Annotated in this window: 10 protein-coding genes; all 10 read right to left on the bottom strand. The window is 35.8% G+C overall.

Translation table 11 applies throughout. From position 1 onward, the window contains the following. Positions 1-189: 189 nt before the first annotated feature. Complete coding sequence (locus tag CWR45_RS05315; RefSeq protein ID WP_115748758.1) at positions 190-1,782, bottom strand: FAD-dependent oxidoreductase; 1,593 nt, start codon at positions 1,780-1,782, stop codon at positions 190-192. Continuing rightward, the gene (locus CWR45_RS05310) at positions 1,779-3,455 is read right to left on the bottom strand and encodes an alpha-glucuronidase family glycosyl hydrolase (RefSeq protein ID WP_170138792.1); all 1,677 of its coding nucleotides are present in this window, start codon (positions 3,453-3,455) and stop codon (positions 1,779-1,781) included. The genes CWR45_RS05315 and CWR45_RS05310 overlap by 4 nt, the downstream gene beginning before the upstream one ends. Before the next feature lie 384 nt (positions 3,456-3,839). Then, positions 3,840-4,856 (bottom strand): hypothetical protein, encoded by a 1,017-nt coding sequence (locus tag CWR45_RS05305; RefSeq protein ID WP_115748756.1) that lies wholly within the window; start codon positions 4,854-4,856, stop codon positions 3,840-3,842. Further along, positions 4,849-5,400 (bottom strand): sigma-70 family RNA polymerase sigma factor, encoded by a 552-nt coding sequence (locus CWR45_RS05300; RefSeq protein ID WP_115748755.1) that lies wholly within the window; start codon positions 5,398-5,400, stop codon positions 4,849-4,851. The genes CWR45_RS05305 and CWR45_RS05300 overlap by 8 nt, the downstream gene beginning before the upstream one ends. A gap of 324 nt (positions 5,401-5,724) precedes the next feature. Then, entirely contained in the window at positions 5,725-7,224 is a 1,500-nt protein-coding gene (xylB, locus tag CWR45_RS05295; protein WP_115748754.1) for a xylulokinase, read from the bottom strand. A 25-nt stretch (positions 7,225-7,249) separates the two neighbouring features. Beyond that, complete coding sequence (gene xylA / locus CWR45_RS05290; RefSeq protein ID WP_115748753.1) at positions 7,250-8,575, bottom strand: xylose isomerase; 1,326 nt, start codon at positions 8,573-8,575, stop codon at positions 7,250-7,252. Between the two features lie 233 nt (positions 8,576-8,808). Next, positions 8,809-10,302: an arabinosylfuranosidase ArfA gene (arfA, locus tag CWR45_RS05285; RefSeq protein WP_115748977.1), complete on the bottom strand. Its 1,494-nt coding sequence runs from the start codon at positions 10,300-10,302 to the stop codon at positions 8,809-8,811. Positions 10,303-10,382: 80 nt separating this feature from the next. Beyond that, positions 10,383-11,003, bottom strand: coding sequence for a YesL family protein (locus CWR45_RS05280; RefSeq protein ID WP_147294824.1), 621 nt, complete (start codon positions 11,001-11,003; stop codon positions 10,383-10,385). Positions 11,004-11,042: 39 nt separating this feature from the next. Then, entirely contained in the window at positions 11,043-11,882 is an 840-nt protein-coding gene (locus CWR45_RS05275; protein WP_115748751.1) for a carbohydrate ABC transporter permease, read from the bottom strand. Further along, positions 11,883-12,857, bottom strand: a complete 975-nt coding sequence (locus CWR45_RS05270) for a carbohydrate ABC transporter permease (protein ID WP_115748750.1) — start codon at positions 12,855-12,857, stop codon at positions 11,883-11,885. Positions 12,858-12,925: the final 68 nt, after the last annotated feature.

Below are 12,925 nucleotides of genomic sequence, written 5' to 3'. Positions count from 1 at the left end.
TTATAAGGAAGAAATCGGCTTTTGATAAGCCGATTTCTTTTTATAAGAATATAATTTGTTAATCAATCGACCTTTGGTGAGTTTTTACTTTATTCGTGATTGCGTCCACTTGATTTGAGCATGAGAAAGCTAGGTTTGGTGGCATCACATCCGCTCGAATCGTACTGCCTCTTAACTCAATTCAAGGAATCACTCCTTCCCAAACGTCTGCTTCATTCTCTCAACAGGATCATCCTCAATCGAATTATCCCATGCAAGAACTTGATTTTCTTTCATTAGCCCTTCTTTTAATTCATTGTAATCAACATCCTGAACAGCCAATTTATTCTTGAATGCTAAACTAACCGCCATCCCTACCGATTGCCCAATAATCATAAATACTGGCTCCATGCGAATAGAACCATATGCAATATGTGAACTGGATAAACAGACAGGTACTAGCAGATTTGTACATTCTTCCTTTCGTGGACGAACAGAACGGTAGGTTATTGGATAAGGTGAAATAGGGATTTCGACATCCCCCTCATTTACAATTCTGCCATCCACCAGCACTCTTCTTACATGATGTGAATCCATTTGATAGGATGCGAGTCCAATAGAGTCTTCAATTACAGTTTCTCCTAAGCAATTATTATCTGTCATCACATAATCAGAAATCATTCTTCTGCCTTCCCGAATGTAGAGCTGATGCGGCCAATTCCCCGTCTCTTCAAATTCATCTTTTGGCAATCCCCATTGTCCTACTTCTTGTCGGACATATAGTGGTACGCGCTGATCATTTGCTAAAAAGTATAGCATTCCCATACTATAATTCACATGATCCCGGAAAATTTTCTCTCGTGTTTCATAGCTGCCATCTGGCCATTCATAATTCATACCGATGTTGTCTGTCGAAAATCCTCCATAATTATTTAAATCTGTTTTGCCATTTGGCAGCATCGTATGAAGATTCATGGCATCCCAAACCCCTGCGCGAATATACCTTAGTAAAAGCAAGTATCTTTCTGGATCATATTTTGGTGGTTTTGGAAATGGAATAAGATTATCTGCATCCTTCGTTAGACAAATTCGAAAGTTATATGCTTGAACCCGGTTATCTCCTTGTCCTCTAGTTTCCTCTTCATTGATGATTTCTGTAATTCCTGGAATCAGACCACTTTCTTTGTTGCCCTCAATCACATAAGGATCTACTGCAACTTCAAATTTATGATGGGGATACCCAAATTGAATGCCATTATATGTTTCGTTATACGTTTCATTAGACTCACGCCCTACAGAATAGGAAACACCCGCCTTGGCCATCACATCCCCCTCATAGCTTGCATCCACGAAATATTCACCGATAAAAGCATTTCCATTTTCCATGATAATCGCTTTAATTTCGCTATTTTCCATGACCACCTCTTTTAGATGCTGGAGGTAATAAATCGGAATATCATGCTCTTTAACCCATTCCGTAAAAACCAGTTTCGCTACCTTTGGTTCAAACGTCCACTGTTCTTCTTTTCGATAATAGCTCCCAAGTCGTTGATAAAATTCCCTTGATAGTCCACCGATTGCTTCTTTCGCGCCTAAATCGGTAGCTCCTAATCCACTGGCCGTAATTCCGCCAATATGATTACTAAATTCTGCTATCGCAACACTTAGTCCCATTTTTTTAGCTTGAATGGCTGCAGTAATCCCTGCTGGTGTTGCACCGTATACGATTAAATCTTTTGTGATAACCTCGGAGTCTGCGCAACTTTTTGATGGCATATAATAGTTAAGGTCAATAAAATTCATTTAGTTACCTCCAACATCTTTGTCCATGCTTTCTTATAAAATTTTGCTGTCTCTTTCAAGTAGTAAAAATAAATCAATAGCATTTCCTGATTTGAAAACGAAACGGCATTATTTTTGTTTTGAATCATTAGCAGATCCTTATCTATTTCTATGTCTTGCTTGTTAAAGAATAAAATAATTTCATCTAGGAATTCGATTATCCCTGTTGCATCATTTGGATGGCTGACCTTCTCCGGATCCACCACTCTCGCTGGAAATAATGGGAAATTCCATTTCGTATGCTGGGAGACTATTTTCTCTAATTCTAATAAAATCTCCACATATCTTTCATTATTTGGTCCAAGCATTGAGCCAAACTGTCTCAAAAGTTGGTCTCCGTTTTTCCCCCAACTCAAGCCTGCATAGAAATAGTTATTCAACTGTTGAATCCATTTCCATGGATATTTTTTCGGCATTTCTGATGATTGCTCTTTTTCATGAATTGGCACAATTAGATTAAGTAAACCATCTATTTTTAACTTACGATATGCTTTAACATCTTCCTCTATCCGTTTTACTAACGGTGGAAATAGTTCACTTAACATGAAATGATCACTGTAATATTCTAAAACGGTGATTGATCTCTGTTTAGCTTCTGTTTGTTTTTTCCAGTCCTTTAAGGCGTTTATTGCACGGGTTTGCTCAGTTGAGTTGTTGTCGATGGACTGTGAATAATCTCTGCCCCAATATGCATAAAGTATGTCAACTTGATTGGTAGGGACTGTCTTTTCATTTCGCTCTAACATATTCCAAGCTAAACCTGCATTGTAGACAATATGCTCCACTTCAACTCGTAATTTCTCAGCTTTTAATGCGGTTTTTAATCGCTCTGCAAAAACAATGTAGATTTGCATAAAATCAGAAAAATGATCCTCTTCTATACCGATATCCTCCGGCCACAATGAGATTCTCGTTACCACTGGGGTCTTTTTACAGATGTTAACTATTTCTTCAATAACTTGATTTTGCAATGGCGATTCAGCTATAAAAAAACCGACACTTTCATTTGATGATCGCTCCGCTGCTACTAATAGAAAACGTAAACTATGTCCCCCTAACGTAACATTTACACTTCGCTTTTCCAGATCTTCTCTTATATATTCCCCTATCTCGTCCCAAAGAAAAAAGGTAAAAAAGAATTCATTAAGTCCATTCTTAACACCCCAGTCTATCAACTTACTAATATAAATTGGATCATTTATCGTTTCTAAAATATTTCCCCTTCTATTGAAAGCGGGTTCATTTATGTTCCAATTGTTAATACCCTGAATAAAATTAGATTCTTTTAAGTGTTCTTCTCCTATGCTAAACCAGTTGTAACCAAGTCTTTTCTCACAAAAATGGTACACGCCATATAATGTTGAGCGTTCTTCCTTTCCAATGATCCACGTTTCATTTTCGTTTTCAAATATGGCGAACCCATCTTTTTCAATGAACAGATCTCCTTTAGAAAATGAGGAGGAATTAAACTCATCCTGGAGCATGATAGAGATTCGTTTGGACTCCTTTAAAGTGTTTAGATCAGGATTCTGATAAATATTTACTTGTAATCCCGCCTTCTTCATTAACCGCCTTAATTCCTCTACAGCAAACTTTATTGTTACATGATTATTAAAATATATTATTGAGTTCAAGTGAATCTAATCCCCTCTATTTATTATTTCCACCTATATATTTAGAATATTATCATTACTAATACTAACTGTCACTTGATCTTTGGGACGTTAAATGGGCTTTAATGGATTTAAGATTTAGTGTTGATTGATTGACTAGGCTTTTCAGATTATTGAAAGGTGGGGTGAGCACTTATTCGGAATCACAAGCGTTTAAGGGTGTATATAAACTTTTAACTTTTCACCTATAAACATGATCTTATGTTAATTTTCGTTTTCATTTATGTTAAGAAAATTCTATATTAAATCATTTGGATTTTTACAATGAATAATAAAGAGAACCCCGATATTCTTAATCGAAGGTTCTCTCGTTATGCTTAATAATGTTAATCAAGTAACTAATCTTTAATTGGCTGAGCATTCCGTAAGCAACCACTTTCCTTCCAACTTTTTCATTGTAAAAGTCAAGTTAAGCTTTCCATACATACCACTTTCAATGGTTTGCATTAATTGATATGTTTCATCGTTAATCTTTTTTATTTGGTATGGATCACTCTGAACGAACCACGCTGGAATCTTATCCATTGGTATTTGGAATAAACCTTCCTCAGTTTCAGCTAGTCTTTCCTTCCAAAAGTACTCTGCCAAACCTCTTGACATATAATCACTTAGTAAAGCATATACCTGTTCTTTCGAAGTTAAAGTTTTATGTTTGTATCCTGGTGCTTCCTCACTATAGTCATTAGGATCAACATCTGCTAATACAACATCCTGCATTGAATTAAATTTATACATAAGATTAAGAAAAACACTTTCATCATCAATATTCGGTAGTGGATCATTTTCCCCTATATTTTCATTAGGGGTTTCTTGCCCTTCTTCTGTTTTCTCATTTTCATTCATTGGCTCTTCATCTACAGCCGACTGCTCTTTCTTTTGTTCTTTTGTATCATGCTGACCTTCAGTTCCCTTACTTTCTTCTTCTTTTTCTACTACTTCAGTTTCTGACTCTTTTTCTTCTGTCTCTGTTTCTGTTACTGTTACTTCTGATTTAAAGTCACTCTGAGACTGGTCCTCGTTTTCTTCCGAATCCATGCCATCCTCAGACTGATTTTCTTTTTCTTCTTTTAAATCTGCAACTTCTTCCCTTTCTCTATCTGGTAATTCTTTCTCCAATCCGCTCTTGCTCGAAAACGGGGATGGAGTCATTTCATATGAAACTTCCTCATCTTGTATCAGTGTTATAAAAAGAAGAAGGGATAATACTGCTGTTAATGAAAATATCGAATAGTACATGAAATTATTCCGTTTTTTACTGTGAATTGCATTCTGAATCTTCATCTTTTCATCACTGCTGAAATTGATGCTTTTATTCAAGTAAGTGTTTATTTCTCTTTTTATTTGCTCATCAATATTACTCATAATTGTATCCCCTCCTTTCTAAATCGCTTTTTAATAACATTCTTCCACGGGTTAGTCTTGACTTCACGGTATTAATTTTTATACTGCACACTTCACTTATCTCTTTCATCGTCATCTCTTGATAATAAAACATAATTAATACTTCTTTATATTTAAATGATAGCTGCGAAATAGCATCGATTATTTGATTTGAATCTTCTTCATTCTCATATACCGTTTGAGGGGATTCAGTAAAATAGTTCTTAACTGGTTTAATTAGAGGTTTGTAAACGATATTTTTAAAGCTCCACTTTTTCTGATAATCTTTACATTTATTAATCGTAATTCGATAAAGCCATGTTTTATAACTGGACTGATTCTTAAACTTATTAAGGTTGTTATAACAGGAAATAAATACTTCTTGAATGATGTCTTCACATTGCGTTAAATCATTGACATACAAAAATGCAATTCTTTTTAACTCATCTCCATACAGATTGATAAGTTCATTTAAAATAAGTTCATTCGCCCCTATAGAATTACTAATTTCAGGTTCATTAATCATTTATCGTCTTCCTCCTCCCTTCATTAGATTAGACGAATCTCGAATCATAAGTGTTTCAATTTTCTGTTCATTCATTAGTTCTTCTGCTTCTTGCGCATTTTCAAGCTTACTTGACAACAATTAACAATCCCGTATTTACCATCAAACTCTGATTAACAAACTCAACCAGCCCTTAGTACGTCACAGTGACTTGGAAGGTGAAGGTGGTGTTTGCTTTATTGCCAGCTTTGACTCCAGCAGTGACGGTAATGTAATGACTTCCTGGCTCCCACCGACCACTAATAACCAAAAAAGAGACTACCCTAAGATAGCCTCACCTAATTACTAATCCCGATATTCCATTAAACGATCATTCAAACCATTTGTATTCCCATAAACCTCTCTATATATACCAAATAACCCCTTATATCTCGCCACATTCTCAGGAATTGGCTCATATACTTTATCCTCTTTCAAGAACTCATCGGCACAATCTTTCAAGGAATTAAACCAGCCACAACCGAAAGCAGCTAGCATTGCAGCTCCCATACCAGGACCTTGCTCACTTTGAAGCTTCACGATGTTTGCATTGAAAATATCAGCTTGCATTTGAAGCCAAGATTCATTCTTCGCACCACCACCAATGGAAACTACAGTATCGATGGTTTTCCCATTTTCACGAAAGATCTCTACTGATTCATTTAGAGAAAATGTGATCCCCTCAAGTACTGCACGAGAGAAATGCTTCATTTCATGTGACGCATCCATTCCAATAAAGCTTCCACGAATGTTAGCATCTACATGTGGTGTTCTTTCACCAACAATGTAAGGGGTAAACAGTAATCCATTTGAACCAGCTGCTACACTTCCTACCTCCGCTAACAGTTCATCGAAATCGACATCCTTTGCAAAAGTATCTTTAAACCACGAAAGGCTGTAACCCGCTGCTAAAGTAACACCCATCGTATAAAATACATCTGGTGCACTATGGTTAAAATAATGAACCTTACCTTGGAAGTCCTTATCATCGTTAGCTTCATAAGACAGCACAACACCAGATGTGCCTATACTCACCATTGTTTTCCCTTCTTCTAAAATACCTGCACCAATTGCACCACAGGCATTATCAGCTCCACCTGCAAATACACGAGTAGACGTGCTCAAGCCAGTAGTTTCGGCAATTTCACTTGTAATCGTTCCTACTTCATCCTGTGAACCTACTAAAGGTGGGCAAATTTCCGAGTCAATTCCAAGTAACTCACAGATTTCTTTGCTCCAGGCCCTTTCTTTCACGTTTAACAACAATGTACCTGCTGCATCGGAATATTCCATATGCAGTTTCCCTGTTAGCATATAGCGTACATAATCCTTTGGTAAAACAAAGGCATTAGCTTTACTAAAGATTTCTGGTTCATGGTTTTTCACCCAAAGAATTTTCGGTAATGTAAATCCTTCTAATGCGGGATTCTTTGTTATAGCTAATAAAAGTTCTTCTCCAACACGATCATAAATTTCCTGACACTCCTGTGTTGTACGTGTATCATTCCAAAGAATCGCGTTTCGTAAAACTTTATTATTTTCATCAAGCAATACCAATCCATGCATTTGGCCAGAAAAACTTACCCCTTCAATATCTTCTGGATCCCCATCAAACTTATGTAGAAGATCAGACAATCCTGCAATTGTCTGATCCACCCATGCATTTGGATCCTGTTCGCTATATCCGGTTTTTTCCTGGATTAAAGGATAGGATTTAGAAACTTCCTCCGTTACCTCGCCATTTTGATTGACTAATAGAATCTTTACAGCGCTTGTTCCTAAATCAACTCCGATTACATATTTCATAGCAAACCTCTCCTACTTATAAGTATTACTCTCCAGCATACGCTCTTAATAAATATTGATTAATAGTAGATTTAATGCGTTCTAGTTTACCTGATTGATTTTTGATTTCGGTTAATCCTAGTGCATGTTCTTCTAGTTTGTGGAAGTCTGCTTTTCCTTCAACAATTTCAAGACCAATGCCATCTTTGTAACTGCTGTAACGGTCTTCAACAATACCATCCAGTACGTTATCATCGATTAATTTTTGAGCTACTTTTAGACCAACTGCAAAGCTATCCATTCCAGCGATATGTGCATGGAATAAATCTTCCGCTTCAAATGATCCACGACGTACCTTCGCATCAAAGTTTAGTCCACCACGGCCAAGTCCACCATTTTTCAAGATTTCATACATTGCTAGTGTTGTAGTATATAAATCTGTTGGAAATTCATCCGTGTCCCATCCTAGTAATGGATGTCCTTGGTTTGCATCAACTGAACCTAACATGCCATGGATTCGCGCATAGCGAAGTTCATGTTCAAATGTATGTCCAGCAAGTGTTGCATGGTTTGCTTCAATATTGAATTTAAGATGGTCTTGTAAACCATAGTTTTGTAAGAATGCATATCCACTCGCTACGTCAAAATCATATTGATGAGTAGTAGGCTCTTTTGGTTTTGGCTCAATTAAGAATTGTGCATCGAAATCAATTTCTTTCGCATAATCAATCGCCATATGGAACATACGAGCTAAATTATCCATTTCTAGTTTCATGTCTGTATTTAGTAGTGTCTCGTATCCTTCACGTCCACCCCAGAATACATAGTTTTCTGCACCTAGCTCCTTACCAACTTCTAAACCTTTTTTTACTTTAGCAGCAGAATATGCGAAAACATCTGCATTACTAGAAGATGCTGCACCATGAACGAAACGTGGATTACTGAAGTTATTAACTGTATTCCAAAGTAGTTTCGTTTTGCTATCTTTCATGTAATCTTTAATCATTGCAACGATTGTGTCTAGGTTTTGATTAGTCTCTCTTAATGTTGATCCTTCTGGTGCGATATCTACATCGTGAAACGCAAAAAATGGTACATTTAGTTTTTCAAAGAATTCAAATGCTCCTTCAACACGTGCTTTTGCAAGGTCCATTCCTGAGAATTTGTCCCATGGTCGAATTGCTGTACCTGTACCAAATGGATCGGATAGGTCTTCAGTAAATGTATGCCAGTACGCTACACCAAAGCGTAGGATTTCTTCCATTGATTTTCCGTTAATTTTTTCTTCTGGATTATAAAATTTAAATGCAAGTGGGGTTGTTGAATTCGGCCCTTCGTATTTAATGTTGCTTACATTTTTAAAATAAGTCATGTTTAGTTGCCTCCTAGGTTTTATTTATGATATTAATTCCCTGTTTTGTAAATGCTTTCATAAATGTATTATAGCACCACTTCGTTAGTTCGTCTATTGAATGAACAAAGTTTATTAGATATTTTTTCATTTATTAAGAATTTCACAGCGATGAACACTGTTGTAAGGGGTAAAACTTTTATACTTCCTTACTCTTTGAAGTTGAAGACAGAAAAAATCCTGTCTTTTTACTGTTACTGATTAGACTTTTGTAATCGAATCATATTCCAAGACATTTTCGGTAGTACTCCTACTAGTTTGTCATCTTCTATAAATGACAGACCTTGAGAATGTGGTTTAACTTGCTCATTACGAAGCGTATTCACAGCTTTCGCATCTTCATTTTCAAGCACCACATGTTCAACTATTTCAAACCCATCAAATGATCGAATATCTACATCAACTTTCAGCCTATTTTGCAAATGGCGGTTTACAGCAAAGATCACGAGTTCATCGTTTTCCTCATTATATACAACTGAACTATCAAGATAAGGCACGTCTGTATAGTCTTTACTATCATACTTTGGTGAAATAATAATCGGATTCAATGCAACGCCTCTGCCGTAAACGGATGTGTAGTAATATGGATAGAAAATCGACTGTTTCCAAATCCCCCCGCCCGTTTCGGTCATTATTGGCGCAATAACATTTACGAGTTGGGCCATACAAGCAATTTTTACTCGATCCGAGTGCTTAAGTAATGTGTTAAGCATGGATCCAACTAAAATTGCATCTTCAAATGTGTAAATATCCTCAAGTTGTGGCGGTGCAATTGCCCATGGCTCGAGTTTATTATCTTGATCATTAGAGTGGAACCATACATTCCATTCATCAAAACTCAAATTAATTGTCTTTTTACTACGTTTTTTTGCTTTCATATAATCACAGGTAGCAATAACCGTATTAATAAAATTATCCATATCAAGGGAATTTGCTAAATAGTTTGCAGTGTCATCATCACGATTTCCATAATATTGGTGTAAGGAGATATAATCAGCAAATTCATATGTATGCTCGAGAGTTGTTGCTTCCCATTCAGGAAATGTTGGCATTCCTGAACCTGAGCTACCACAACTAACCAATTCAATGGTTGGATCGACCTGTCTCATTGCTTTCCCTGTTTCAGCAGCGAGGCGGCCATATTCATATGCTGTCTTCTGACCAATTTGCCATGGGCCATCCATTTCATTTCCTAAACACCATGTTTTAATTTTATGTGGCTGTTCATATCCATGCTGTTTGCGAAGCTCACTCCAATATGTACCACCTGGGTGATTACAGTATTCTAATAAACTCCGAGCAGCATCAATTCCCCTCGTTCCCAAATTAACAGCCATCATCGCTTCAGAACCAACTGCTTTAGACCAATCCATAAATTCATTGGTTCCAACCTGATTCGTCTCAGTAACACGCCATGCCAACTCCAAACGATGAGGGCGCTCTTCCTTAGGTCCTATTCCATCTTCCCAATTATAAGCTGACACCATATTCCCACCTGGATAGCGAATGATTGGCACTTGTAACTGTTTTACTAAATCGATGACATCTTGTCGAAAGCCATTTTCATCTGCAGTAGGATGATTTGGTTCATAAATGCCACCATAAACCGCTCTACCTAATTGTTCAATGAAAGATCCGTAGATTCTAGGATCTATTTCTGAAATTACAAATTCTTTATCTAACATCATCTTGGCCGCGATAGTTTCTTTTGTCACACTATTTCTTCCTTTCTTAGTCTAAATATATTTTTGGTTGTTTGTAAATTGAATCAATTAGTTGCAGTATCCATCTTTTTAAATATACCTTGTGAAATCCATGACCAACATAGAGCCCCAATACTAACTGTAAAAAATAGAATCATACCTGGGAATTCTAAGGATACATAGGTAACACAGAATAAAAGAATTAATATAGTTAATGTATAATGAATGTTTACTATCCCCAGAATAATGGCATTCTTCATATGCTGGATTATTGAACCATTATAGTTTGAGAGTAACGGAAATGACCAGATTATTATATTTATATATAAGAAGGTTAGCAGGTAAAAGGCTATAATTATTATTATTGAAACTTCTCCATGACTTGTACTCATTACTAGAAAGTTTAAATATAATAGTAAGCCCATAAACATAATTGCCCAGCCAAGAATGTTTGATGCTAAAAATTCATCACGATAAATCCTTTTAAAGGTTTTCCAAATTGGGATATCCTTTTCCCCCTCTTGCCATTTTCTACATATAGTTAAGGCAGCAATCGTCGAGGGGAAAATACCAGCAATAAGTAGTCCTTGAATGGAAAAAATAATCCATAATACATTTAGTAATGCCAAGCGAGTTATCCAAGTAAGAATTGTATTCAGTGAACCAGTTAATCCATTTACATTCATGTGACTTTCCCCTTTTTCCAAAATAGTTACCTCTTACATTTATCCTTTTACCCCACCAGTTGAAAGTCCTGCCACAAAGTAACGCTGGAAGAAAGCAAAGAGAATAACAATTGGAATTACTGTCATTACAGCACCTGCAATTAAGATGTCATAGTTGTTACCATATGGAGTTAGTAATGTTGCTAAACCAATTGGCAACGTAAATAAATCATTTGATCTTACCACAAGTAGTGGCCATAAGAAGTTATTCCAGCTATGCAATCCTTGTAGAATAGCCATTGCAGCAAACGATGGTAACATCAATGGTGCCATAATCTTAAAAAATATTCCATACTCTGTACATCCATCAATTCTTGCAGCGTCCATAAGTTCTTTCGGTAGGCCAATTGCATATTGTCTAAAGAAAAATACTGCCGTTGGTGAAACAATTAGCGGTAACATAATACCAGTAAATGTATCGATTAATCGTGTATCTATCATTAATTGATACAGTGGTAACATTAGAACTTCAAACGGTATCATGATAATGACTAGAACAAATAAGAAAATCAAATTTCTTCCTTTAAAATTATAAGTTGCCAACGAATATCCGACCATCGAAGAGAAAAATAGAGATAAGATAATCGTTAGTCCTGAAATAATTAAACTATTTCCGTACCACTCCCAATACTCACCTGCTTGGGTAAATATATATATATAGTTATTCAAAGATAACTCATTCCAATTGATCGAAAAAGTTATTCCATTCCTCATTAGTTCGGTAGAAGGACGAAATGAGGAAATAATTAAACCAATCAACGGAAACAGCGCTATGAAGGCTACAATAGCAAAGATGATATTAAGAATCCATTTAGCTACCGTATTATTTTTCTTTTTCATTTATTCGTCACCTCTTTTAAATCCACCTGTTAAGAACAAGTAGAGTATACTTACTATAAAAATAAGTATTAGGACAATTACCCCAATTGCTGATCCAAATCCCAGATCGTTTTGCTGAATACCTTCTTGGTATAAATATCCTACTAGAGTTAATCCGATGTTTCCGGGAGAATTACCTTGCCATAATACATAGCTTTCTTCAAAAACCCTAAATCCACCAATTATACTAATTGTAGTCACAAAAATAATAATAGGTTTCAAAAAAGGAAGTGTTATATGACGGAATCTTTGAAATATATTTGCTCCATCAATTTCTGCGGATTCATAAATTTCCTTTGGAATATTTTGTAATCCTGCTAGGAAGTATAAAATATTAACTCCCATCCAACGCCAGGATGCAATTAATACCATTAGTAACATCCCAGACCACCCAGTATATTGCCAGCTTACTGGATCAACCCCAAATATTCCGATAATTTGGTTAGCTATAGAACTTTCTGACTCAGCAAATACTAGTCGAAAAATAATACCCGCTACTACCACGGATGTTAGCGAAGGAATAAATAAAGCCGAACGAAAAAGTGTTTTAAATTTTACAAATTTAGAATCTAATAGAATAGCTAATATTATTGGTACCGAAACAAGAACAACCACTGTTGAAATAGTATAAATCGTTGTATTTGTTAATGCTTTAAAAAACGAAGGATTAAAAATCCGCTCATAATTTTGAAAACCTATAAATGTAACTTGACCAGGTAAAATCCTTTGAAAACTCATGACAAAGGCTTGAATTGCCGGATAGAGAGTGAGTATCAAAAAAGAAATAATAAACGGTAAAACAAAAACATATGGGACAACCCTTTTTGAATTAAGAATTTTTAAAAACTTATTAGGTTTTTTTTGTACTGGTGGTTCCTCTATATTTTTCCCCTCAAAATTATACTCTTCAACATTTAGTCTAGAATTATTTATCATTTTATCCCTTCTTATAATTATATTTTTGGGAATAAGGACAGGTTATTAATCCACCTGTCCATTTTTAA

The sequence above is a fragment of the Oceanobacillus chungangensis genome, from assembly GCF_003369565.1.
GTDB classification, from domain to species: Bacteria; Bacillota; Bacilli; order Bacillales; family Amphibacillaceae; genus Oceanobacillus; species Oceanobacillus chungangensis.
Note: the sequence above shows the minus strand (reverse complement) of the source record. Positions and strands in the feature narration are given on the sequence as shown.

What these genes read in the sequence shown, in the direction of transcription:
- xylB (WP_115748754.1), bottom strand. Translation starts at nt 7,224, where the DNA reads ATGAAATATGTAATCGGAGTTGATTTAGGAACAAGCGCTGTAAAGATT.
- xylA (WP_115748753.1), bottom strand. Translation starts at nt 8,575, where the DNA reads ATGACTTATTTTAAAAATGTAAGCAACATTAAATACGAAGGGCCGAAT.
- CWR45_RS05300 (WP_115748755.1), bottom strand. Translation starts at nt 5,400, where the DNA reads ATGATTAATGAACCTGAAATTAGTAATTCTATAGGGGCGAATGAACTT.
- CWR45_RS05280 (WP_147294824.1), bottom strand. Translation starts at nt 11,003, where the DNA reads ATGAATGTAAATGGATTAACTGGTTCACTGAATACAATTCTTACTTGG.
- CWR45_RS05275 (WP_115748751.1), bottom strand. Translation starts at nt 11,882, where the DNA reads ATGAAAAAGAAAAATAATACGGTAGCTAAATGGATTCTTAATATCATC.
- CWR45_RS05305 (WP_115748756.1), bottom strand. Translation starts at nt 4,856, where the DNA reads ATGAGTAATATTGATGAGCAAATAAAAAGAGAAATAAACACTTACTTG.
- CWR45_RS05315 (WP_115748758.1), bottom strand. Translation starts at nt 1,782, where the DNA reads ATGAATTTTATTGACCTTAACTATTATATGCCATCAAAAAGTTGCGCA.
- arfA (WP_115748977.1), bottom strand. Translation starts at nt 10,302, where the DNA reads ATGATGTTAGATAAAGAATTTGTAATTTCAGAAATAGATCCTAGAATC.
- CWR45_RS05270 (WP_115748750.1), bottom strand. Translation starts at nt 12,857, where the DNA reads ATGATAAATAATTCTAGACTAAATGTTGAAGAGTATAATTTTGAGGGG.